Annotated in this window: 22 protein-coding genes and 1 tRNA gene; all 23 read left to right on the top strand. The window is 67.0% G+C overall.

The window, feature by feature from the left end; all coding sequences use genetic code 11:
• Positions 1-61 precede the first annotated feature (61 nt).
• Positions 62-244, top strand: a complete 183-nt coding sequence (locus tag Q7J39_RS17895; RefSeq protein ID WP_304828428.1) for a YegP family protein — start codon at positions 62-64, stop codon at positions 242-244.
• A gap of 130 nt (positions 245-374) precedes the next feature.
• Positions 375-451, top strand: a tRNA-Asp gene (locus Q7J39_RS17890).
• Between the two features lie 204 nt (positions 452-655).
• Complete coding sequence (locus Q7J39_RS17885; RefSeq protein ID WP_304780104.1) at positions 656-1,033, top strand: NADH-quinone oxidoreductase subunit A; 378 nt, start codon at positions 656-658, stop codon at positions 1,031-1,033.
• Complete coding sequence (locus tag Q7J39_RS17880) at positions 1,003-1,599, top strand: NADH-quinone oxidoreductase subunit B family protein (RefSeq protein ID WP_304828425.1); 597 nt, start codon at positions 1,003-1,005, stop codon at positions 1,597-1,599. The genes Q7J39_RS17885 and Q7J39_RS17880 overlap by 31 nt, the downstream gene beginning before the upstream one ends.
• Positions 1,596-2,234, top strand: coding sequence for an NADH-quinone oxidoreductase subunit C (locus tag Q7J39_RS17875; RefSeq protein ID WP_304828422.1), 639 nt, complete (start codon positions 1,596-1,598; stop codon positions 2,232-2,234). Before Q7J39_RS17880 ends, Q7J39_RS17875 begins: the two co-directional genes overlap by 4 nt.
• Complete coding sequence (locus Q7J39_RS17870; RefSeq protein ID WP_304828419.1) at positions 2,235-3,452, top strand: NADH-quinone oxidoreductase subunit D; 1,218 nt, start codon at positions 2,235-2,237, stop codon at positions 3,450-3,452.
• Positions 3,449-3,799 (top strand): nuclear transport factor 2 family protein, encoded by a 351-nt coding sequence (locus Q7J39_RS17865; protein WP_304828416.1) that lies wholly within the window; start codon positions 3,449-3,451, stop codon positions 3,797-3,799. The genes Q7J39_RS17870 and Q7J39_RS17865 overlap by 4 nt, the downstream gene beginning before the upstream one ends.
• A gap of 10 nt (positions 3,800-3,809) precedes the next feature.
• The gene (gene nuoE, locus Q7J39_RS17860) at positions 3,810-4,490 is read left to right on the top strand and encodes an NADH-quinone oxidoreductase subunit NuoE (RefSeq protein ID WP_304828413.1); all 681 of its coding nucleotides are present in this window, start codon (positions 3,810-3,812) and stop codon (positions 4,488-4,490) included.
• The gene (locus Q7J39_RS17855) at positions 4,487-4,696 is read left to right on the top strand and encodes a hypothetical protein (protein ID WP_304828410.1); all 210 of its coding nucleotides are present in this window, start codon (positions 4,487-4,489) and stop codon (positions 4,694-4,696) included. The genes nuoE and Q7J39_RS17855 overlap by 4 nt, the downstream gene beginning before the upstream one ends.
• A 6-nt stretch (positions 4,697-4,702) precedes the next feature.
• The gene (nuoF, locus tag Q7J39_RS17850; protein WP_304828407.1) at positions 4,703-6,019 is read left to right on the top strand and encodes an NADH-quinone oxidoreductase subunit NuoF; all 1,317 of its coding nucleotides are present in this window, start codon (positions 4,703-4,705) and stop codon (positions 6,017-6,019) included.
• Between the two features lie 4 nt (positions 6,020-6,023).
• Positions 6,024-8,066, top strand: coding sequence for an NADH-quinone oxidoreductase subunit NuoG (gene nuoG, locus Q7J39_RS17845; protein ID WP_304828404.1), 2,043 nt, complete (start codon positions 6,024-6,026; stop codon positions 8,064-8,066).
• A gap of 3 nt (positions 8,067-8,069) precedes the next feature.
• Entirely contained in the window at positions 8,070-9,149 is a 1,080-nt protein-coding gene (gene nuoH, locus Q7J39_RS17840; RefSeq protein ID WP_304828400.1) for an NADH-quinone oxidoreductase subunit NuoH, read from the top strand.
• Positions 9,146-9,343: a hypothetical protein gene (locus tag Q7J39_RS17835; RefSeq protein WP_304828397.1), complete on the top strand. Its 198-nt coding sequence runs from the start codon at positions 9,146-9,148 to the stop codon at positions 9,341-9,343. The genes nuoH and Q7J39_RS17835 overlap by 4 nt, the downstream gene beginning before the upstream one ends.
• Positions 9,344-9,348: 5 nt before the next feature.
• Positions 9,349-9,840 carry an NADH-quinone oxidoreductase subunit NuoI gene (nuoI, locus tag Q7J39_RS17830; protein ID WP_304828394.1) on the top strand — a complete coding sequence of 164 codons (492 nt, stop codon included), beginning with the start codon at positions 9,349-9,351 and terminating at the stop codon, positions 9,838-9,840.
• Positions 9,841-9,923: 83 nt separating this feature from the next.
• On the top strand, positions 9,924-10,541 hold the full coding sequence (locus Q7J39_RS17825) for an NADH-quinone oxidoreductase subunit J (RefSeq protein ID WP_293493172.1): 618 nt from the start codon (positions 9,924-9,926) through the stop codon (positions 10,539-10,541).
• Positions 10,538-10,846 (top strand): NADH-quinone oxidoreductase subunit NuoK, encoded by a 309-nt coding sequence (gene nuoK, locus Q7J39_RS17820; RefSeq protein ID WP_304809362.1) that lies wholly within the window; start codon positions 10,538-10,540, stop codon positions 10,844-10,846. Before Q7J39_RS17825 ends, nuoK begins: the two co-directional genes overlap by 4 nt.
• 10 nt (positions 10,847-10,856) lie before the next feature.
• On the top strand, positions 10,857-12,944 hold the full coding sequence (gene nuoL / locus Q7J39_RS17815) for an NADH-quinone oxidoreductase subunit L (RefSeq protein WP_304828390.1): 2,088 nt from the start codon (positions 10,857-10,859) through the stop codon (positions 12,942-12,944).
• Complete coding sequence (locus Q7J39_RS17810; protein WP_304828584.1) at positions 12,941-14,446, top strand: NADH-quinone oxidoreductase subunit M; 1,506 nt, start codon at positions 12,941-12,943, stop codon at positions 14,444-14,446. Before nuoL ends, Q7J39_RS17810 begins: the two co-directional genes overlap by 4 nt.
• Before the next feature lie 10 nt (positions 14,447-14,456).
• The gene (nuoN, locus tag Q7J39_RS17805; protein WP_304828385.1) at positions 14,457-15,887 is read left to right on the top strand and encodes an NADH-quinone oxidoreductase subunit NuoN; all 1,431 of its coding nucleotides are present in this window, start codon (positions 14,457-14,459) and stop codon (positions 15,885-15,887) included.
• The gene (locus tag Q7J39_RS17800) at positions 15,888-16,625 is read left to right on the top strand and encodes a biotin--[acetyl-CoA-carboxylase] ligase (protein ID WP_304828382.1); all 738 of its coding nucleotides are present in this window, start codon (positions 15,888-15,890) and stop codon (positions 16,623-16,625) included.
• A 2-nt stretch (positions 16,626-16,627) separates the two neighbouring features.
• Positions 16,628-17,410: a type III pantothenate kinase gene (locus Q7J39_RS17795; protein WP_304828380.1), complete on the top strand. Its 783-nt coding sequence runs from the start codon at positions 16,628-16,630 to the stop codon at positions 17,408-17,410.
• A 5-nt stretch (positions 17,411-17,415) separates the two neighbouring features.
• On the top strand, positions 17,416-19,098 hold the full coding sequence (locus Q7J39_RS17790; protein WP_304828581.1) for a ribonuclease J: 1,683 nt from the start codon (positions 17,416-17,418) through the stop codon (positions 19,096-19,098).
• A gap of 121 nt (positions 19,099-19,219) precedes the next feature.
• A complete protein-coding gene (locus Q7J39_RS17785) occupies positions 19,220-21,508 on the top strand; it encodes a CaiB/BaiF CoA-transferase family protein (protein ID WP_304828377.1) in 2,289 nt (762 codons plus the stop codon).
• Positions 21,509-21,510 lie beyond the last annotated feature (2 nt).

Genomic DNA, 21,510 nt, shown 5'->3' with positions numbered 1-21,510 from the left:
TCACGACTCAGGTCTAACCTTCCGCGTCGAATAGCTGACTCAAGCGCGATGGAGTGACGACATGCCCTACAAGTTCGAGATCTCGAAGGATAAGGCGGGCGAGTTCCGCGTGAAGTTCAAGGCGCCCAATGGCGAGATCATGTTCTCCACCGAGGGTTATTCCGCCAAGGCCTCGGCCAAGAACGCCATCGAATCCATGAAGAAGAACGGCCCTGACGCCGAAATCGACGACACCACGGACTGATCCGGGACCCCGGCCGGGCGGCGGCCACGGGATTATTCACAGGGTGAAGTGCGACTTATCGAACTCGCCCGTTGACACGATTCCGGTCGGGACCTATCAGACGCCCCTCGCGGGCCCACACGGCCCACATGCGGATGTAGCTCAGTTGGTTAGAGCGCCGGCCTGTCACGCCGGAGGTCGCGGGTTCGAGTCCCGTCATTCGCGCCACTTCTCCCCCCACATTGCTGGCCCTCCGACCGGACGCAGCCTCCCGCGCGCCAGGCCACAGCATTCGCGTGGGTTTTCCGCGCTCCTGAGAGGCATTCGCATCTCGAACATCGGTCTTTTTCGCGGGTGCGGCGCCAGCGTCATTGTGCGGTTTGAATCGGTTCCATTCGTGGTCTAGAAGGGCGCGACTCCTTCGAGGATTCCATGAACGCGTTCCTTCTGCAGTACCTCCCCATCGTGATCTTCCTAGGCATCGCGGCGGTTCTGGGGGTCGTCTTCATCCTCGCCTCGGCGGTTCTCGCCCCCAAGGCGCCGGACCCCGAAAAGCTCTCGTCCTACGAGTGCGGCTTCAACGCCTTCGACGATGCGCGCATGAAGTTCGACGTCAGGTTCTACCTGGTCTCGATCCTCTTCATCATCTTCGACCTTGAGGTGGCCTTCCTGTTCCCCTGGGCGGTCTCGCTCATGAACCTGCCGCAGGACGTGGCCCAGTTCTCCTTCTGGTCGATGATGTCCTTCCTGGGCGTGCTGACCGTCGGCTTCATCTACGAATGGAAGAAGGGCGCCCTGGAATGGGAGTAATCGTTCCCGCGGGTTCCGCCCCCGCGCTTTCGGCCGGTCGCACGACCGTCGAGGGCTATAACCCCAAGCTGCACGACCCCTTCTTCGACGGCGTCTCCTCCGAGCTCGCCGACAAGGGCTTCATCACCGCGGCCGCCGACGACCTGATCACCTGGGCGCGCACCGGCTCGCTGATGTGGATGACCTTCGGCCTGGCCTGCTGCGCCGTCGAGATGATGCACGCCTCGATGCCGCGCTACGACCTGGAGCGCTACGGATTCGCGCCGCGCGCCAGCCCGCGCCAGTCCGACGTGATGATCGTCGCCGGCACGCTCTGCAACAAGATGGCCCCGGCCCTGCGCAAGGTCTACGACCAGATGCCGGAGCCGCGCTACGTCATCTCCATGGGCTCCTGCGCCAATGGCGGCGGCTACTACTATTTCAGCTATTCCGTGGTGCGCGGCTGCGACCGGATCGTGCCCGTGGACATCTACGTCCCCGGCTGCCCGCCGACCGCCGAGGCCCTGGTCTACGGCGTGCTGCAACTTCAGAAGAAGATCCGCCGCACCGGGACCATCGAGCGATGACCTGGCCTGTCACGATCCACACCCTGGAAGCGCTCGGCCAGCAGGCCGTGGCCGACAGCGCCGGCGCCGTGGCCGGCTTCTCCATCGCCTTTGATGAGCTGACCCTGACGGCTCCGGCCGGTCGCGTGGTCCAGGCCCTGAGCCTGCTGCGCGACAAGTTCGGCTTCGCCCAGCTCATCGACCTTTGCGGTGTCGACTATCCGGAGCGCCCGATGCGCTTCGACGTGGTCTATCACCTACTGTCCCTGACTAAGAATCAGCGCCTGCGCCTGAAGATCCAGACCGACGAGGACACCGCCGTTCCCAGCGTGATCGGGGTCTATCCCTGCGCCGATTGGTATGAACGCGAAGCCTTCGACATGTACGGGATCTTCTTCGAGGGCCATCCCGACCTGCGCCGCATCCTGACCGACTACGGATTCCATGGGCATCCGCTGCGCAAGGACTTCCCGATGACCGGCTATGTCGAGCTGCGCTACGACGACGAACTCAAGCGCGTGGTCTATGAGCCGGTGAAGTCGGTGGAGTTCCGCAACTGGGACTTCCTCTCGCCCTGGGAAGGGGCCGACTACATCCTGCCGGGCGATGAAAAGTCCCCCGGGACCGGCGGTCCGCATCCGGGAGCTCCGAAGTAGATGGCTGACGACGCCTCCATGACGCCGCTCTCGGAAGCCGAGATTCCGGTTCGCAAGTTCAACATCAACTTCGGCCCGCAGCACCCGGCGGCCCACGGCGTTCTGCGCCTGGTCCTGGAGCTGGACGGCGAGGTCGTGGAGCGGGTCGACCCGCACATCGGCCTGCTGCATCGCGGCACCGAAAAGCTGATGGAGTATCGGACCTACCTCCAGAATATCCCGTACTTCGACCGGCTCGACTACGTCGCGCCGATGAACCAGGAACACGCCTTCTGCCTGGCCATCGAGAAGCTGCTGGGCCTGGACGTGCCGATCCGCGGCCAGCTGATCCGGGTGATGTACTCGGAAATCGGCCGGGTTCTGAACCACCTGCTCAACGTCACGACCCAGGCGATGGACGTCGGCGCGCTCACCCCGCCTCTGTGGGGCTTCGAAGAGCGCGAAAAGCTGATGGTCTTCTATGAGCGGGCCTGCGGCGCGCGGCTGCACGCCAACTATTTCCGCCCCGGCGGGGTCCACCAGGACCTGCCCGAGGCCCTGATCAACGATATCGACGACTGGGCCGTGGCCTTCGACCGTCCGCTCAGCGACATCGACAAGCTGATCACCGGCAACCGCATCTTCAAGCAGCGCAATGTCGACATCGGCAAGGTGACCCGCCAGGAGGCCATCGACTGGGGCTTCTCCGGCGTGATGGTGCGCGGCTCCGGCATCGCCTGGGACCTTCGCCGCAGCCAGCCCTACGAGTGCTACGACGAGATGGAGTTCGAGATCCCGCTGGGTCTCAACGGCGACTGCTACGACCGCTACCTCTGCCGCATGCAGGAGATGCGTGAATCCACCAAGATCATCCGCCAGTGCGTTGAACGGCTTCGCAAAACGCCTGGCCCCGTGATGACCGAGGACAACAAGGTCTCGCCGCCGCGCCGGGGCGAGATGAAGCGCTCGATGGAAGCGCTGATCCATCACTTCAAGCTCTACACCGAAGGCTTCCGCACCCCGGAAGGCGAGGTCTACGCGGCCGTCGAGGCGCCCAAGGGCGAGTTCGGCGTGTTCCTGGTGAGCGACGGCGGCAACAAGCCCTATCGCTGCAAGATCCGCGCGCCGGGCTATCCGCACCTGGCGGCCATGGACTGGATGGCCAAGGGCCACATGCTCGCCGACGTCTCGGCGATCATCGGCTCCCTCGACATCGTCTTCGGCGAGGTGGACCGATGAGCGCGCCCGCCTGCATCTCGCCCTTCGACGTCGCCGAGGCTCAGCTGGACGCCTACAACGCCCAGGATCTGGAGGCCTACTGCTCGTTCTTCTCCGACGACGTGATCGTCGCCGACCTGAACGGGGCGGTGACCATGTCCGGCATCGACGCCTTCCGCGCCAAGTACGCCCAGGTGTTCGCCGACTTCCCGGAGAACAAGGTCCAGCTGCTGGCCCGGATGACCATCGGCCACACGGTGATCGACCACGAGCTGGTCATCCGAAAGCCCGGCGGCGACCAATTCGAGGTCGCGGCCATCTACACCATCTCGGACGCCAAGATCGTCCGGGTCGATTTCGTGAAGTGAGGCTCTGACCGTGAGCGTTCGACGCCTTTCCCCCGATCAACCCGCCAGCTTCGCCTTCTCCAAGGAGACGATGAAGCAGGCCCAGTGGTGGATCTCGAAATATCCGGACGGCCGGCAACAGTCGGCGGTGATCCCGATCCTGTGGCTGGTGCAGAAGCAGGAGGGCTGGGTTTCCGAACCCGCCATCCGCGCCGTCGCCGACCTGCTGAAGATGGCCACCATCCGGGTCTACGAGGTCGCCACCTTCTATACGATGTTCATGCTGGAGCCGGTGGGCACGGTCGCCCTGGTCCAGGTCTGCGGCACCACGGCCTGCCAGTCGCGCGGCTCGGAGGCCCTGTTGGAGGTCTGCCGCAAGCGCTTTGGTCCCGACAGCCATCGCTCGGCGGACGGCAAGTTCTACTGGCAGGAAGTCGAGTGCCTGGGCGCCTGCTCCAACGCGCCGATGGCCGCCATCAACGACCGCTATTACGAAGACCTGACGGTGGCCGGCTTCGAGAAGCTGCTGGACGATTTCGCCGCCGGCAAGACGCCGCCTCCGGGTTCGGAGATCGGCCGCCAGGGCAGTTCGGTCCTGGGCGGCAACTCGACGCTGAACGACCCCAAGCTCTATGACGGCTCGGCCCCCAAGGGGATCAAGAAGCTGCCGAACGCCGCGCCCAAGGGCAAGGCCAAGGCGCCCGTTGCATGACTGAGGCCGAGATCGCCAGGCGCCGGTTCACGGTCATGGTCGCGGTTTCCGCGGCCAGCGTCTTCGTGGCCATCGCGGCGATCATCTGCGCCTTCCGGTTCAGCCAGTCCTGGCTGCTGTTTGTATTCGGCGTCGCGCTCCTGATCGGGTTCGGCGCGCAGATATGGTTCATCACGGGCGTCCGGTCCGCGAAAAGGGGAGTGTAGGGGGTCTTGGTCGGCATTCTGGAAGACAAGGACCGCATCTTCACCAACATCTACGGGCTCCAAGACTGGGGCCTGGAAGGTGCGAAGGCGCGCGGCTGCTGGAACTTGACCCGCGAGATGCTGGGTCAGAGCCACGAGTGGGTCTGCGAGCAGGTCCGCGAGAGCGGCCTGCGTGGTCGTGGGGGCGGGGGCTTCGTCACCGGCTTCAAGTGGACCCTGATGCCGCAGCAGTTCAGCGAGCGGCCGCACTATCTGGTGGTCAACGCCGATGAGTCCGAACCCGGCGCCTGCAAGGACCGCGAGATCATCCGCAACGATCCGCACCTGCTGATCGAAGGCTGCATGATCGCCAGCTACGCGATCCGCGCCCACACTGCCTACATCTACATCCGCGGCGAATACGTCGCCGAGCGCGAGCGTCTGGAAGCCGCCATCAAGCAGGCCTATGCGGCCAAGCTGATCGGCAAGGACAACCTCAACGGCTGGGATTTCGACCTCCACGTCACCCATGGCGGCGGGGCCTATATCTGCGGCGACGAGACCGCCCTGATGGAGAGCCTGGAGGGCAAGAAGGGCCAGCCGCGCCTGAAGCCCCCGTTCCCGGCCGGCGCCGGCATCTATGGCTGCCCGACCACCATCAACAACGTCGAGTCCATCGCCGTCGTTGGCACCATCCTGCGCCGTGGCGCGGGCTGGTTCTCCAGCTTCGGCCGCCCGAAGAACGCCGGCACCAAGCTGATGGCGGCCTCGGGCCACGTGAACAAGCCCAGCGTGGTCGAAGAGGCCATGTCCATTCCCATGCGCCAGCTGATCGAGGACCACTTCGGCGGCGTGCGCGGCGGTTGGGGCAAGCTCAAGGCGGTGATCCCCGGCGGGGTCTCCATGCCGATGATCACCCGCGAACAGGCCGAGACCGTCCTGATGGACTTCGACGACCTGCCCCGCGTGCAGTCGCGCCTGGGCACGGCCACCATGATCCTCTTCGATGAGGACACCGACCTGGTCCGCGTGATCGCCCGGGTCAGCCGCTTCTTCAAGCACGAGAGCTGCGGCCAGTGCACGCCGTGCCGCGAAGGCACCGGCTGGATGTGGCGGGTGATGGAACGCATGGTCACCGGCGAGGCCGAGATGCGCGAGATCGACATGCTGCTCGACGTCGCCTCCCAGGTCGAGGGCCACACCATCTGCGGCCTCGGCGACGCCGCGGCCTGGCCCATCCAGGGCCTGTTCCGCAACTTCCGCCATGAAGTTGAGGACCGGATCACCAGCTATCGCGCGGGCAAGCCGCATGTTCAGGGCGCCGCCCTGGTGGCGGCGGAGTAGTCGTATGCCTAAAGCCAAGGTCAACGGCGTCGAGGTCGAGTTCGAACCCGGCATGACGGTTCTGCAGGTGGCGGAACTGGCCGGGGAAGAGATTCCGCGCTTCTGCTATCACGAGCGCCTCAGCATCGCCGGCAACTGCCGCATGTGCCTGGTCGAGGTGAAGCCCGGCCCGCCCAAGCCGCAGGCCTCCTGCGCCCTGCCGGCCTCCGACGGCCAGGAGATCATCACCAATTCGCCGATGGTCAAGAAGGCCCGCGAAGGGGTGATGGAGTTCCTGCTCATCAACCACCCGCTGGATTGCCCGATCTGCGACCAGGGCGGCGAGTGCGACCTGCAGGACCAGGCCATGGGCTATGGCCGCGACGACAGCCGCTATGGCGAGAACAAGCGCGCGGTCGAAGAGAAGTTCATGGGGCCGTTGATCAAGACGGTCATGACCCGCTGCATCCAGTGCACCCGCTGCGTCCGCTTCATCACCGAAGTCGCCGGCGTGCCGGATATCGGTCTCATCTCCCGCGGCGAAGACGTTGAAATCACGACCTATCTCGACAAGGCCGTGGCCAGCGAACTGTCGGCCAATGTCATCGACCTCTGCCCGGTCGGCGCGCTCACCTCCAAGCCCTACGCCTTCAACGCCCGGCCCTGGGAGCTGAAGAAGACCGAGAGCGTCGACGTCATGGACGCGCTCGGCTGCTCGATCCGTGTCGACAGCCGGGGCCCCGCGGTCCTACGCGTCCTGCCGCGCCTGAACGAGGACATCAACGAGGAGTGGATCAGCGACAAGACCCGCTACGCCGTCGATGGCCTGGCGCGCCAGCGCCTCGACAAGCCCTATGTCCGTGAAGCCGGCAAGCTGCGTCCCGCCACCTGGGCCGAGGCGCTGAACCTGGTGGCGTCCAAGCTGAAGGCCGCCAGCCCTGAGCGCATCGGCGTCATCGCCGGCGACCTGCAGGACGCTGAATCCATGAAGGCCGCCAAGGACCTGTTCGGGTCGCTCGGCGTCACCAGCCTGGACTGCCGTCAGGACGGCATGGCGCTCGGCGCCGGGGCCCGCGAGACCTGGCTGTTCAACTCCACCATCGCCGGCATCGAAGCCGCCGATGTGATCCTCTTCGTGGGGACCAATCCCCGCACCGAGGCCCCGGTCCTCAACGCCCGGTTCCGCAAGCGCTGGGTCGCCGGCGCCCTGGAAGTGGGCGTCATCGGCGAACAGGCCGACCTCACCTTCGGCTACGAGTATCTCGGGGCGGGCGCCGCCAGCCTTTCGGCCCTGGCCAAGTCCAAGTCCGACTTCGTCAAGCGCCTGAAGGACGCCAAGAACCCCGCCATCGTCATCGGGGCCGGGGCTCTTGGCCGCGCCGACGGCGGCGCCATCGCCAAGGCCGCGGCCGATGTGGCCAAGACCTTCGGCATGACCTGGAATGTGCTGCACACCGCCGCCAGCCGGGTCGGCGGCCTCGACCTCGGTTTCCTTCCGGGCGAGGGCGGCAAGACCGCCGCCCAGATGACCGCCAAGGGCGCGCTGGACGTGCTGTTCCTGATGGGCGCCGATGAGATCGACGTCACCGCCAGCGACGCCTTCACCGTCTATATGGGCACCCACGGGGACGCCGGGGCCCACAAGGCCGACGTGATCCTGCCGGGCGCGGCCTATACCGAGAAGGACGGCCTCTATGTGAACACCGAGGGCCGCGTCCAGATGGGCCAGCGCGCGGTGTTCCCCAAGGGCGAGGGCCGTGAAGACTGGTCCATCCTGCGGGCCCTGTCGGATCGCCTCGGCGCGACCTTGCCCTATGACACGCTCGCCCAACTGCGCGCCAAGCTGTTCGCCGACCACCCGACCTTCGGGCGCATCGATTACGCGCCGGGCGCCGTGGCCTCGGCCATCGACCTCTCGGGGATCGCGGCGGCCGGCGCGGCCACCGATGCGCCGCTGGTCAGCGGCGTGCGGGCCTTCCACCTGACCAACCCCATCGCCCGCGCCAGCGTGACGATGGCCGAGTGCGCGGCCGTGGCGGCCGACGCCTCCAAGATCGCGGCGGAGTAGGGGATGGATCCGACCATCAATTTCTGGGCCACCGAGCTCGGCTGGACCCTGATCACGGTCGGCAAGATCATGCTGGTGATCCTGCCGCTGCTGGTCTGCCTGGCCTTCTTCATGCTCGCCGACCGCAAGATCTGGGCGGGTGTCCAGATGCGCAAGGGCCCCAACGTGGTGGGTCCCTTCGGCCTGCTGCAGTCCTTCGCCGACCTGATCAAGTTCGTGCTGAAGGAACTGGTCATCCCGGACGGCGCCGACAAGACGGTGTTCCTGCTGGCGCCCGTGCTGACCTTCCTGCTCTCCCTCGTGGGCTGGGCGGTGATTCCGTTCGCGCCGGGCTGGGTGATCTCCAACATCAATGTCGGCGTGCTGTACCTGTTCGCCATCAGCTCGCTGGGCGTCTACGGCATTATCATGGGGGGCTGGGCGTCGAACTCGAAGTACCCCTTCCTGGGTTCGCTGCGCTCGGCGGCCCAGATGGTCTCCTACGAGGTCTCCATCGGCCTGGTGATCATCACCGTCATCCTGCTTTCCGGCAGCATGAACCTGACCACCATCGTCGAGAAACAGGCCGGCGGGTTCTGGAACTGGAACTTCCTCGGCGGCGGCCTGCACAACTGGCCCATCGCCATCGTCATGTTCGGCATGTCGGTGATCTTCTTCATCTCGGCGCTCGCCGAAACCAACCGCCCGCCCTTCGACCTGCCCGAGGCCGAGTCTGAACTCGTCGCCGGCTATCAGGTGGAATATTCCTCCAGCCCGTTCCTGCTCTTCATGATCGGCGAGCTGGTGAACATCGTGCTGATGTGTTCGCTGATCTCGCTACTGTTCTTCGGCGGCTGGCAGGCGCCCATCGACTTCGCGTTCGTCCACCAGTGGGGGGACATGGCGCAGGGCTTCTACGGCCTGATGTGGTTCTTCCTGAAGACCTGCTTCTTCTTCTTCCTGATCGCCATGGCGAAGGCCATCGTGCCCCGCTACCGCTATGACCAGCTGATGCGCCTGGGGTGGAAGGTCTTCCTGCCCACCGCTGGCGTCGCCGTGGTCCTGGTGGCGGCCTGGCGCGTCTTCGGGCCGGCGGCGGCATGAAGACCCTGATCGTCCTCGCCAGCCTGATGCTCTGCGCCGCCTGCGCCAGCGGCGTCACGCCCGATGGCGGCGTGGCGAGCTATGACGCCCTCAAGACGGCGCGCGACGCGTGCCTGGCCAAGGGCGCCGACCTGCAGCTGGCCAGGGAAGGTGATCCTCAGTCCATCACCTCCTACGTCTGCAAACGAAAGTGACCGCGATGATGCAGCGTATTACCCAGGCCGTGAAAGGCGCGGCGCTCCTGGACTTCGTCGGCGCCTTCGGGATGGCCATGAAGTACATGGTCCGCCCCAAGGCCACCGTGCTGTATCCGCACGAGCGCGGCCCGCAGTCGCCGCGCTTCCGGGGCGAGCACGCCCTGCGCCGCTATCCGAACGGCGAAGAGCGCTGCATCGCCTGCAAGCTCTGCGAGGCCATCTGCCCGGCCCAGGCCATCACCATCGAGGCCGAACCCCGCGCCGACGGCAGCCGCCGCACGACCCGCTACGACATCGACATGGTGAAGTGCATCTATTGCGGCCTGTGCCAGGAGGCCTGCCCGGTGGACGCCATCGTCGAGGGGCCCAACATCGAGTTCGCCGTCGAGACCCGCGAGGAACTCTACTACGACAAGGAACGCCTGCTCGATAACGGGGACCGTTGGGAGCGGCAGATCGCGAAGAATCTGGAACTGGACGCGCCCTACCGGTAAGACCCGGGCGCGATTCCGAAAGCTAATCACCGCGTCGCCGTCAGGCGCCGGTCACTGAAATTGAGGGGCTGAGAAGAGCCGTCATGGCCGTTCAGGCGATCGCATTCTATCTGCTGGCGACGGTGACCCTGGTCGCCGGTGTCTGCGTGGTTTCGGCCCGCAGCCCGGTGCACTCAGTGCTGTTCCTGATCCTGGCGTTCTTCTCGGCCGCGGGGCTGTTCGTCATGCTCGGGGCCGAGTTCCTCGCCATGCTCCTGGTGGTCGTCTATGTCGGCGCCGTCGCGGTGCTGTTCCTGTTCGTCGTCATGATGCTCGATGTCGACTTCGCCTCCCTGCGGCAGGGCTTCGCACGCTACATGCCCCTGGGCGCCGGGGTCGCCGGCATCCTGGCCTTCGAGATGATCATGGTCTCCACCGCCGTCGCCAACGGCGGGGCCGCCCGGCTCAACGACACGCCGCAGGCCTCGGGCGCGGACATCTCCAACGCCGAGACCATCGGCCGGGTGCTCTATACCGACTACATCTACTTCTTCCAGGCGGCGGGGCTGGTGCTGCTGGTGGCCATGATCGGCGCCATCGTGCTGACCTTGCGCCATAAGCCCGGCGTGCGCCGGCAGGTGATCGCCGACCAGGTGGCGCGCGGGCCGAAGACCGGCATGCGGGTCATTTCCATCAAACCCGGCGCGGGGATCGACGAATGAGCATCGGGCTCACCCATTATCTGGCGGTCGCCGCGATCCTGTTCACCATCGGGGTGTTCGGGATCTTCGTGAACCGCAAGAACATCATCGTCATCCTGATGTCGATCGAGCTGATCCTGCTCGCGGTGAACATCAACCTGGTGGCCTTCTCGGTCTATCTGCACAACGTGACGGGGCAGATCTTCGCCATGTTTGTGCTGACCGTCGCGGCGGCCGAGGCCGCGGTCGGCCTGGCCATCCTGGTGACCTTCTTCCGCAACCGCGGCGACATCGCCGTGGACGACGTTTCTGTGATGAAGGGCTGAGGACCCGACCATGACCCCTCAGCTTCTCGTCACCATCGCGGTCTTCGCGCCTCTGGTCGCCGCCTTGATCGCCGGCCTCTCGGGCCGCCGCATCGGCAACGTCGCCTCCATGGCCCTGACCACGGGCGCCCTGTTCCTGTCCTGCGCCATCGCCTGGACCACCTTCTACGGGGTGATCTGGGGCGACTGGCCGGCCAGGTTCACCGTCCACCTGCTGCCCTTCATCAATATCGGTGAGTTCCAGTCCAACTGGTCGATCCGCATCGACACCCTGTCGGCCGTCATGCTCGTGGTGGTGACCAGCGTCTCGTCGCTCGTTCACCTCTATTCCTGGGGCTACATGGCCGAGGACCCGTCCAAGCCGCGGTTCTTCGCCTATCTGTCGCTGTTCACCTTCGCCATGCTGGCCCTGGTGACCGCGGCGGACTTCATGCAGCTGTTCTTCGGCTGGGAAGGCGTCGGCCTGGCCAGCTACCTGCTGATCGGCTTCTGGTTCCACAAGCCCACCGCCAACGCCGCCTCCATCAAGGCCTTCGTGGTCAACCGGGTGGGGGACTTCGGTTTCGCCCTCGGCATCATGACCGTCTTCTGGATGTTCGGGACGATCCAGTTCGCCGAGATCTTCCCGCGGGTCACCGAGTTCGCCACCACCGGCTGGTTCTTCGCCGGCCACTGGTTCCACGCCGTGGACCTGGCCTGCGCCCTGCTGTTCGTGGGCGCCATGGGCAAGTCGGCCCAGTTCTTCCTGCACACCTGGCTGCCGGACGCCATGGAAGGCCCGACCCCGGTCTCGGCCCTGATCCACGCCGCCACCATGGTGACGGCCGGCGTCTACATGGTCTGCCTGCTGTCGCCGATGTTCGAGTACGCCCCCGTCACCAAGCAGATCGTCACCCTGGTGGGGGCCATCACCGCCCTGTTCGCGGCGACCGTCGGCCTGGCCCAGAACGACATCAAGCGGGTCATCGCCTATTCGACCTGCTCGCAGCTCGGCTACATGTTCTTCGCCGCCGGCGTGGGCGCCTATCAGGCGGCCATGTTCCACCTGTTCACCCACGCCTTCTTCAAGGCGCTGCTGTTCCTGGGCGCGGGCTCGGTGATCCACGGCATGCACCACGAGCAGGACATGCGGAAGATGGGCGGCCTCTGGAAGTACCTGCCGGTGACCTATGCGGTGATGACCATCGGGACGCTGGCCATCACCGGCTTCGGCATCCCCGGCACCGACCTCGGCTTCGCGGGCTTCTTCTCCAAGGACACCATCATCGAGGCGGCCTATGCCGCTGGTCAGCACAACCCGGTGGCCTTCTTCGCCTTCCTGGTCAGCCTCAGCGCCGCGGGCCTCACGGCCTTCTATTCCTGGCGCCTGGCCTTCATGACCTTCCACGGCACGCCGAAGTGGGCGCATGACGAGCATGCGGACCACGCCCACGCACATGGCGCCGACGACCATGCCAGCCACGCCCAGATCGAGACCCACAGCGAGCCGCTGCCGGACGATCATCACGACGCCCACGGCCATGGGGCTCACAAGCCGCACGAGAGCCCGCTGGTGATGCTGGTTCCGCTGATGCTGCTGGCGGTTGGTGCGCTGCTGGCCGGCTACGCCTTCGTCGAGGCCTTCGTGGGTGAGGAGCGCAACGCCTTCTGGCGCGGGGCCATCTTCAACGCCCCAACCAACCAGGTGCTTGAGCAAGCTCACCATTCGCCGACCTGGCTGCACTGGGCGCCGCTGGTGGTCTCGGCCATCGGCTTCGCCGCGGCCTGGTTCTACTACATCGCCAACGAAGGCATGGGCGCGCGGATCGCCGCCAAGAAGGGCCCGCTGTGGAGCTTCCTCTACAACAAGTGGTACTTCGACGAGATCTATGAGGCGACCTTCGTGCGCGCCACCCGGCTCTTGGGCGACCTGTTCTGGAAGGTCGGCGACCAGAAGATCATCGACGGCCTGGGCCCCGATGGCGCCTCGGCGGTGTCCTACGACATCGGCCGCCGGGCGGGTCTGGCGCAGACCGGCTACGTCTATCACTACGCCTTCGTCATGCTGTTGGGCGTGCTGGGTCTGCTGACCTTCGCCGTCTTCCAGTGGCAGGCCTGAGGGGGAGTGAGATCATGACTGGCCTGCTTTCCCTGACCACCTTCGCGCCCCTGTTGGGCGTGGCGGCGATCCTGGTCCTGCGCTTCTTCGCCAAGACCGACGACGAAAAGACCGTCAGCGCCGGCAAGTGGATCGCCTTCGTCACCACCCTGGCGACCCTGGCGCTGTCCATCGTCCTGGTGGCCGAGTTCGACCCCGCCAACCCGGGCTTCCAGTTCGTGGAGGACGCCAACTGGTTCGCCGGCATCCACTACCGCATGGGCGTGGACGGGATCTCGATCCTGTTCGTCCTGCTCACCGCCTTCCTGATGCCGATCTGTATCGCCGCGTCCTGGAAGTCGATCGAGACGCGCGTGCTGGAATACATGATCGCCTTCCTGGTCCTGGAGACCCTGGTGATCGGCGTGTTCTGCGCCCTGGACCTGGTGCTGTTCTACGCCTTCTTCGAATTCGGCCTGGTGCCGATGTTCCTGATCATCGGCATCTGGGGCGGCAAGCGCAGGGTCTACGCGGCCTACAAGTTCTTCCTCTACACCCTGCTGGGTTCGGTGCTGATGCTGGCGGCGATCCTGGGCATGATCGGCATCGCCGGGACCTCCTCGATCCCCGAGCTGATGGTCTACAAGTTCGATCCCGCCCTGCAGACCTGGCTGTGGCTGGCCTTCTTCGCCTCCTTCGCGGTGAAGATGCCCATGTGGCCGGTCCACACATGGCTGCCCGACGCCCACGTCGAGGCGCCCACGGCGGGCTCGGTGATCCTGGCCGGAATCCTGCTGAAGATGGGCGGCTACGGCCTCCTGCGCTTCAGCCTGCCGATGTTCCCCCAGGCCTCGGAGTTCTTCACCCCGCTGGTCTTCGCGATGAGCGTTATCGCGATCATCTACACCTCGCTGGTGGCCTTCCGTCAGACCGACATCAAGAAGCTGATCGCCTATTCGTCGGTGGCCCACATGGGCTTCGTGACCATGGGCATCTTCTCCGGCAACGACGCCGGCGTGCAGGGCGCGATCTTCCAGATGCTCAGCCACGGGGTGATCGCCAGCGCGCTCTTCCTCTGCGTCGGCGTGGTCTATGACCGCATGCACACCCGCGAGATCGCCTTCTACGGCGGGCTGGTGAACCGCATGCCCTGGTACGCGGCGGTGTTCATGCTCTTCACCATGGGCAATGTCGGCCTGCCGGGCACCTCCGGCTTCGTCGGCGAGATCCTGACCATGACCGGGGCCTATGGCGTCTCCACCTGGACGGCCATCTTCGCCGCCACCGGCGTGATCCTCTCGGCGGTCTACGCGCTCAGCCTCTATCGCCGCGTGATCTTCGGGGAGCTGACCAATCCGGCCCTGGCCGAGATCGGCGACCTCGACTGGCGCGAGGTGGCGATCTTCGCGCCGCTGATCGCCTCAACCCTCTATCTCGGTATCTATCCGGCCGCCGTCTTCGACCTGACCCAGGCGTCGGTCGACAACCTCGTCGCGCTCTACAGCGCGGCCATCGGCGCCTAGGGGCCTGTCCATGACCTTCTCCGCCGATATCGCCCTTGCCGGTCCTGAGCTGGTCCTGGCCATCGCCGCCCTCGTGCTGCTGGTGTTCGGGGCCTTCGCGCCCCGCGCCACCACGGCGATGACGATCGGCTCGATCGGCGCCCTGGCGCTTGCGGCCTACTTCGCCGCCTTCGGGACCCAGGGCCGCGGCTTCGCGGGCGGCCTGGTGGCCGACGACGCCTCGGCCTTCAGCCAGGTGGCGATCTTTATCGCCAGCGCCATCGCCATCCCGCTCGGCCAGAAGTGGTTCGCCCAGCGCAACATCCGCAACTTCGAGTTCCCGGTCCTGATCCTGCTGGCCGCGCTCGGCATGGCCATGATGGTCTCGGCCGGCGACCTGATCTCGCTCTATATCGGCGTCGAGCTGCAATCCCTGGCCCTCTACGTCCTGGCCGCCATGCACCGCGACGACGCCAAGGCCTCGGAAGCGGGCCTGAAGTACTTCGTGCTGGGGGCTCTGTCCTCGGGGCTGCTGCTCTATGGCGCCTCGTTGATCTACGGCTTCGCCGGCTCCACCAAGTTCGACGAGATCGCCGTCGCCGTTCAGGCCGGCGCCGGGACCGGCGTGCTGTTTGGCCTGGTCTTCCTGATCTGCGGCCTGGCCTTCAAGGTCTCCGCCGCCCCGTTCCACATGTGGACCCCGGACGTCTATGAAGGCGCCCCGACCCCGGTCGTGGCCTTCTTCGCCGGCGCGCCCAAGCTGGCCGCCATGGTGCTGTTCGCCCGGGCGCTCAGCGAGGGCTTCTCCGGCGCCTCGGCCCAGTGGGGCCAGGTGCTGGTGATCATCGCCCTGCTGTCCATCGGCGTCGGAGCCTTCGCGGGCCTCGCGCAGAGCAACCTCAAGCGCCTGTGGGCCTATTCCTCCATCGCCAATGTCGGCTACGCGGTCCTGGGCCTGGCCTCGGGCAGCGCCGAGGGCGTGCAGGCCATGTTCGTCTTCATGGTCCTCTACATGGTCGACGTGACCGGATTCTTCGCCTGCCTCTCAGCCCTCTCACGCGCCGGCAAGCCGATGGAGACCATCGAGGACATGGCCGGCCTGATGAAGGAGCGCCCAGGCATCGCCCTGGCCATGACCGCCTTCTCGCTGTCGGCGCTGGGCCTGCCGCCGTTCTCCGGCTTCTGGGCCAAGTTCTATGTCTTCAAGGCGGCCATCAATTCCGGCCTCGGCGTCGCCGCCGTGATCGGTCTGGTGGGCAGCGTCGTGGCGGCCTTCTACTACCTGCGCCTGATCAAGGTGATGTGGTTCGACGGCGGCGTCGGCGGCACCGACAAACCGCCGGTTGAGGCCAAGACGATCGCCATCGCCGCGGCCCTGTTCTCCTTCCCGCTGGTGCTCGGCGCCCTGGTCTTCATCGACCCGCTGGCCAAGGCCGCCGCGGCCGCCTTCGGCCTGGTCTAGGTGCCGGTCCCGCCGATCGAGTCCTACGACGAGATTGATTCCACCAATGCCGAGGCGCGTCGCCGCGCCGAGGCCGGTGAGACCGGGCCGGTCTGGATCACCGCGCTCACCCAGACCGCCGGCCGGGGCCGTCGTGGCCGCGACTGGCAGACCAGGGTCGGCAACCTCGCCGCCACCCTGCTCTTCTCCACCGACAAGCCGGCGGGGGAGGCGGCCCAGATCTCCTTCGTCGCCGCCCTCGCCGCGGCCGACCTTGCTGACACCTGCCTTGGGCCCGGCGCGGCGACCGTCAAATGGCCCAACGACCTGCTGATCCATGGCCGCAAGGCCGTCGGCATCCTGGTGGAGTCCGGCCCGCTGCCGGATGGCCGCCTGTGGCTGGCGGTCGGCATCGGCGTCAACCTCGCCCACGCCCCGCAGGACGTGGAGCGCCCCGCCGCCGCCTTCGCTGAATACATGTCCGGCCCGCCGCCGGCGCCGCGCGCGGCGCTTGAGGTTCTGGCCCAGGCCTTCGAACGCTGGCGATCGGCCTGGGAGCGGGAAGGCTTCACGCCCATCGCCAAGGGCTGGACCGAGCGGGCCCACGGCCTGGGTCAACCCTGCGAGGCGCGGCTCCCCAACCAGACCCACCGCGGCGTCGCCGAGGGCCTGGATCTGGACGGCGCCCTGCGCCTGCGGCTGGACGACGGCGTGGTTCTGCGCATAACGGCCGGCGACGTTTTCTTCGGGGAGGCCTAAAGATGCTGCTCGCCATCGAACAGGGCAACACCAACACGCTGTTCGCCGTCCACGACGGCGCGAGCTGGATCGCCCAGTGGCGCGCGGCCACCGACTCCAGCCGCACGGCCGACGAATACGCCGTCTGGCTGTCGCAGCTGCTGAACATGGCGGGGCTGCAGTTCGGGGTGCTGGACGCCTGCATCATCTCCAGCGTCGTGCCGCAGTCGATCTTCAACCTGCGCAACCTCTCGCGCCGCTACCTGCACGTGGAGCCCCTGGTGATCGGCGAGAACGCCGACCTCGGGATCGCCATCCGCATCGACAAGCCGTCCGAGGCCGGCGCCGACCGCCTTGTGAACGCAATCGGGGCGCATATTGTTTATCCGGGGACGTTGATCGTCATCGACTCCGGCACCGCCACCACCTTCGACGTGATCGCCGCGGACGGCGGTTTCGAGGGTGGTGTGATCGCGCCAGGCATCAATCTTTCGATGGAAGCCTTGCACAGTGCGGCGGCGAAACTGCCCCGCGTCGCCATTCAGAAGCCCCAGCGAGTCCTGGGCAAGGATACAGTCGGAGCCATGCAGTCAGGTGTTTTCTGGGGCTATGTCGCCCTCATCGAGGGCCTCATCGCCCGCCTCAAGGCCGAGTGGGGTGACCCCATGACCGTGGTGGCCACCGGCGGCGTCGCCAGCCTGTTCCACGGCGCCACTCTTTCCATCGACCATTTCGATCCGGACCTGACCATTCGCGGCATGCTGGAAATCTCACGGCGCAATCCGCGCCCCGCGGCGGTGACCTGATGGCCATGATCAAGGCGAAAGCCGACGACGAGCTCGTTTTCCTGCCGCTCGGCGGCTCGAACGAGATCGGGATGAACTTCAATCTCTACGGCTACGGCCCGCCCCACGCGCGCAAGTGGATCGTGGTGGACCTGGGAATCACCTTCGGCGACCAGACCACGCCGGGCGTCGAGATCATCCTGCCCGACCCGACCTTCCTGGAGGCGCATAAGAAGGACATCCTCGGGATCGTCCTGACCCACGCCCATGAGGACCACATCGGCGCCGTCGCGCGCCTGTGGCCGCGCCTGGGCGGGATGCTCTACGCCACGCCCTTCACCGCCTTCCTGCTGCGCGAGAAGCTGCGGGAGAACCCGGCCGCCGCCGACGCGGTGATCACCGAGGTGCCCCTGGGCGGCAAGGTGACCCTCGGTCCCTTCGAGATCGACCTGATCACGCTCACCCACTCGATCCCCGAGCCCAACGGCCTGGCGATCCGCACGCCGCTGGGCACCATCTTGCACACCGGCGATTGGAAGATCGATCCCGACCCCATCCTGGGCGGCGTGACCGACGACGCGGCCATCAAGAAGCTGGGGGACGAGGGCATCCTCGCCATGGTCTGCGATAGCACCAACGTCTTCGTGGACGGGACCGCCGGCTCCGAGGCCGACGTGCGCGACGCGCTCAGCGACCTGATCAAGGGGCTGCACCATAAGGTGGCCGTGGCCTGTTTCGCCTCCAATGTGGCGCGCATGGATTCCGTGATCCGCGCCGCCGAGGCCGCCGGCCGCCGGGTCTGCCTGGTGGGCCGCTCCATGCACCGCATGTCGGCCGCGGCGAAGTCCGTTGGCATGATGGCCGACCTGAAGCCCTTCATCGCCGACAATGAGGCCCGCGACTTCGCCGAGGACCGCATCCTCTATCTCTGCACCGGCAGCCAGGGCGAGGCCCGCGCGGCCCTGTTCCGCATCGCCGACGGCTCCCACCCCTTCGTGAAGCTGGGGCAGGGGGACGCCTGCATCTTCTCCTCCCGGGTCATTCCGGGCAACGAAGTGCCGATCCGCGCCCTGCAGAACCGCCTCGCCGACCGTGGCGTGCGGCTCTACACCGAGCGTGACCACCCCGGCATCCACGTCTCCGGCCACCCGTGCCGCGACGAGCTGGCCCAGATGTACGCCTGGGCCCGGCCTGAGATCGCCGTCCCCACCCACGGCGAGCGCCGCCACCTGCTGGAACACGCGGCTTTCGCCAAGGACCTGCAGGTCCCCCAGACCGTCTCGCCCCGCAACGGCGACATGGTCCGCCTGGCGCCTGGCCGCGCCGAGATCATCGACGAGGTCCAGGCCGGCCGCATCTATGTCGACGGCGGCATGCTGACCCCGGAGAACGGCGACGCCCTGCGCGAACGCCGCCATGCCGCCTTCAACGGCATGCTGGCCGTCTCGGTCGCCCTCGACCCCCGCGGGAAGATCGTCTCGGGGCCCCAGGTCCGGGCGCTCGGTCTGCCGGCCGAGGCCGACTATCCGATGGAAGACATGATGGACGATCTGGCCGATGAGGCTGAGCGCGCCATGGACCGTCTGAAGGGCAGCGAGCGCGACGACGACGAGGCCATCGAGAAGGCCATTTCGCGGGCGGTGAAGAAGGCCAGCCAGCGCGTCTGGGGCCGCCGTCCCGTCGTCGAGACCACGGTCCTGCGGATCTAACCTACCGACCGATCGGACTTGTTTCAGGGCCGAGCTATGGTTTGATGTCTCCCGGCTCGCCGCCCCGCGAGCCTTGCGAGGGCGCGCGCCACGACGCGCCCCGCAGCAGGGAGGGCGTCATATGTCCGCATTCGCCGGCGTCCGCATCGTCGACTTCACCCAAGGCCTGGCCGGGCCCATGGCCGCCATGCTGATGGGGGACTTTGAGGCCGACATCATCAAGGTCGAGCCGCCGCAGGGCGACCGGATGAAGGACCATCCCGGCTACCTGACCTGGAACCGCAACAAACATCTGCTGACCCTGGATCTCGAGACCGCGGCCGGGATCGCCAGGGCCCGCGAACTGATCGCCCGCGCCGACGTCGCGATCTTTGACCATGCGCCGGGCAAGCTGGAGGCCCTGGGCCTGGATGCGCGCACGGTCACGGCGATCCACCCCCACCTGATCCACGCCTGGATGCCGCCCTATGGGACCAGGGGGTCCTGGAGCCAGCTCCCCTCGCACCACAGCCTGCTGACCGCGCTCAGCGGGGTGGCCTTCCGGCAGGGCGCGTACTCGGACCAGCCGATCCACCTGATCCTGCCGCTCTGTCACTATGGCCAGGCGGTGATGGGCGCCGCCGCCATCAGCGCCGCCCTGCTGGAACGCCACCGCAGCGGCAAGGGCCAGGCGGTGACCGTCAGCGGCCTGCACGGCGTGTCGGAGGTCACCGGCCCGGTCCGGGTCCTGGCCGACCCGCCCCTGCCGCGCGGCGCGCCGCTCGGGGCCTCGCCCAGCTATCGGCTCTATGAGTGCGGCGACGGCCAGTGGTTCTTCCTGGCGACCCTGTTCGTGGCCTTCTATCACCGCGCCATCCAGGCCTTGGGGCTGGGCGACCACTGGGAGACCTTCGCCTCGGACCCGCTGCTGGCCCGCGAGGCCCTGAAGGCGGTGTTCAAGACCCGCCCCCGCGCCGAGTGGCTGGAGCTGCTGCAGGCCAATGGCGTGCCCTGCGCCCCGGTTGGCCTTCGTGAGCCCTGGTTCGCCGGTGACGCCGTGGCGGCCGGCGAGGCTCGGGTCACCCTGGACCATCCCGAGCTCGGACCGGTCCACATGCCCAATGTGCCGTCGCGGCTGTCGGTGACGCCGGGCTCGATCCGCCACCTCGCCAAACCCCTCAACGGCCATGCCTGGCCCGAGCGCCCGACGCCGCAACCCACCGGCGCCAATGACGGTCCCCAGCCCCTGTCGGGGATCAAGGTGCTGGACCTGGGCACGGTGATCGCCGGCGCCCATGCCGGCGGCGTGCTGGCCAATCTGGGCGCCGACGTCATCAAGATCGAACCCATCGAGGGCGACCCCTTCCGCAGCAACGGCGGCGGCTTCATGGCCTATAGCCGCGGCAAGCGGGGTCTGGGCATCGACCTGAAACAGCCCGCCGCGCGCGAGATGTTCTTCGACCTGGTGCGGGGCGCCGACGTCATCCTCGACAACTACCGCTTCGGCGTGCGCGAGCGCCTGGGCATCCACTACGCGGCGCTGAAGGCCATCAACCCCCGCATCGTCTCCTGCTCGATCAACGCCTACGGCGACAAGGGCGCCCGCGCCGTTCTGCCGGGCTTTGATCCGCTGCTGCAGGCCGAGGGCGGGATGATGGCCGCGCAAGGTGGGGAGGGGGAGCCGGTGCTGCACACCATCCCGGTCAATGACGTGGCCACCGCCGCCGTGGTGGCCTTCTCCATCATCGCCGCGCTGAACGCCCGCGAGAAGACCGGGGAGGGGCAGGAGATCTCCACAAGCCTGATGGCGCAGAGCCTCACCTTCCAGCAGGCTGAGGTCACCACCTATGACGGCCGCCCAGCCAACGACGTCGGCGCCCAGGACTGCCTTGGGGTCCGCGCCCTGCACCGCTACTACCCGTGCGCCGACGGCTGGATCGCCCTGGTCTGCGAGACGAAGGCCGAGGCCGACGCCCTGTGTGGCGTCCTTCGCGTGCCGCTGCCCGACAACGCGCTCACCGCCTCCCGCGATGGCCACCTGGCCCGCGCCCTGGAACTGGCCTTCACCGCCCGCATGCGTGACGGCGTCATCGAGGAACTGCTGGCCCAGGGCGTCCCCTGCGCCCCTGTGCTGCGCGGCTATGAAGCCTTCGAAAGCGACTGGCTGTGGGAGAACGACTTCTTCGAGGTCTGGCGCCACCCCCGCCTGGGCGACATGCTCAGCGTGCGCGCCTATGCCGACTTCGCCCGCGGCTCCAGCGGCTTCCGGCGCCCGACGCCGGACCTGGGCCAGCATAGCGGCGAGCTGCTGGAGGAGATGGGGTACTCCCCTGTCCACATCGCCGAACTGCTGGCGGCCGGCGCCATCTTCGGTCCCGCCGCCAACCTGGCCCATCTGCGCGACGGGGGCACGGCGCTGTTCACCCAGTAAGG

The organism is Phenylobacterium sp. (assembly GCF_030651185.1).
In the GTDB taxonomy this organism is placed as follows: domain Bacteria; phylum Pseudomonadota; class Alphaproteobacteria; order Caulobacterales; family Caulobacteraceae; genus Phenylobacterium.
Note: the sequence above shows the minus strand (reverse complement) of the source record. Positions and strands in the feature narration are given on the sequence as shown.

Bases quoted from the DNA above. Each gene is read 5' to 3' on its own strand.
- Q7J39_RS17895 (WP_304828428.1), top strand. From the start codon at position 62: ATGCCCTACAAGTTCGAGATCTCGAAGGATAAGGCGGGCGAGTTCCGC.
- Q7J39_RS17885 (WP_304780104.1), top strand. From the start codon at position 656: ATGAACGCGTTCCTTCTGCAGTACCTCCCCATCGTGATCTTCCTAGGC.
- Q7J39_RS17880 (WP_304828425.1), top strand. From the start codon at position 1,003: ATGGAAGAAGGGCGCCCTGGAATGGGAGTAATCGTTCCCGCGGGTTCC.
- Q7J39_RS17875 (WP_304828422.1), top strand. From the start codon at position 1,596: ATGACCTGGCCTGTCACGATCCACACCCTGGAAGCGCTCGGCCAGCAG.
- Q7J39_RS17870 (WP_304828419.1), top strand. From the start codon at position 2,235: ATGGCTGACGACGCCTCCATGACGCCGCTCTCGGAAGCCGAGATTCCG.
- Q7J39_RS17865 (WP_304828416.1), top strand. From the start codon at position 3,449: ATGAGCGCGCCCGCCTGCATCTCGCCCTTCGACGTCGCCGAGGCTCAG.
- Q7J39_RS17855 (WP_304828410.1), top strand. From the start codon at position 4,487: ATGACTGAGGCCGAGATCGCCAGGCGCCGGTTCACGGTCATGGTCGCG.
- nuoG (WP_304828404.1), top strand. From the start codon at position 6,024: ATGCCTAAAGCCAAGGTCAACGGCGTCGAGGTCGAGTTCGAACCCGGC.
- nuoH (WP_304828400.1), top strand. From the start codon at position 8,070: ATGGATCCGACCATCAATTTCTGGGCCACCGAGCTCGGCTGGACCCTG.
- Q7J39_RS17835 (WP_304828397.1), top strand. From the start codon at position 9,146: ATGAAGACCCTGATCGTCCTCGCCAGCCTGATGCTCTGCGCCGCCTGC.
- nuoI (WP_304828394.1), top strand. From the start codon at position 9,349: ATGATGCAGCGTATTACCCAGGCCGTGAAAGGCGCGGCGCTCCTGGAC.
- Q7J39_RS17825 (WP_293493172.1), top strand. From the start codon at position 9,924: ATGGCCGTTCAGGCGATCGCATTCTATCTGCTGGCGACGGTGACCCTG.
- nuoK (WP_304809362.1), top strand. From the start codon at position 10,538: ATGAGCATCGGGCTCACCCATTATCTGGCGGTCGCCGCGATCCTGTTC.
- nuoL (WP_304828390.1), top strand. From the start codon at position 10,857: ATGACCCCTCAGCTTCTCGTCACCATCGCGGTCTTCGCGCCTCTGGTC.
- nuoN (WP_304828385.1), top strand. From the start codon at position 14,457: ATGACCTTCTCCGCCGATATCGCCCTTGCCGGTCCTGAGCTGGTCCTG.
- Q7J39_RS17795 (WP_304828380.1), top strand. From the start codon at position 16,628: ATGCTGCTCGCCATCGAACAGGGCAACACCAACACGCTGTTCGCCGTC.
- Q7J39_RS17790 (WP_304828581.1), top strand. From the start codon at position 17,416: ATGATCAAGGCGAAAGCCGACGACGAGCTCGTTTTCCTGCCGCTCGGC.
- Q7J39_RS17785 (WP_304828377.1), top strand. From the start codon at position 19,220: ATGTCCGCATTCGCCGGCGTCCGCATCGTCGACTTCACCCAAGGCCTG.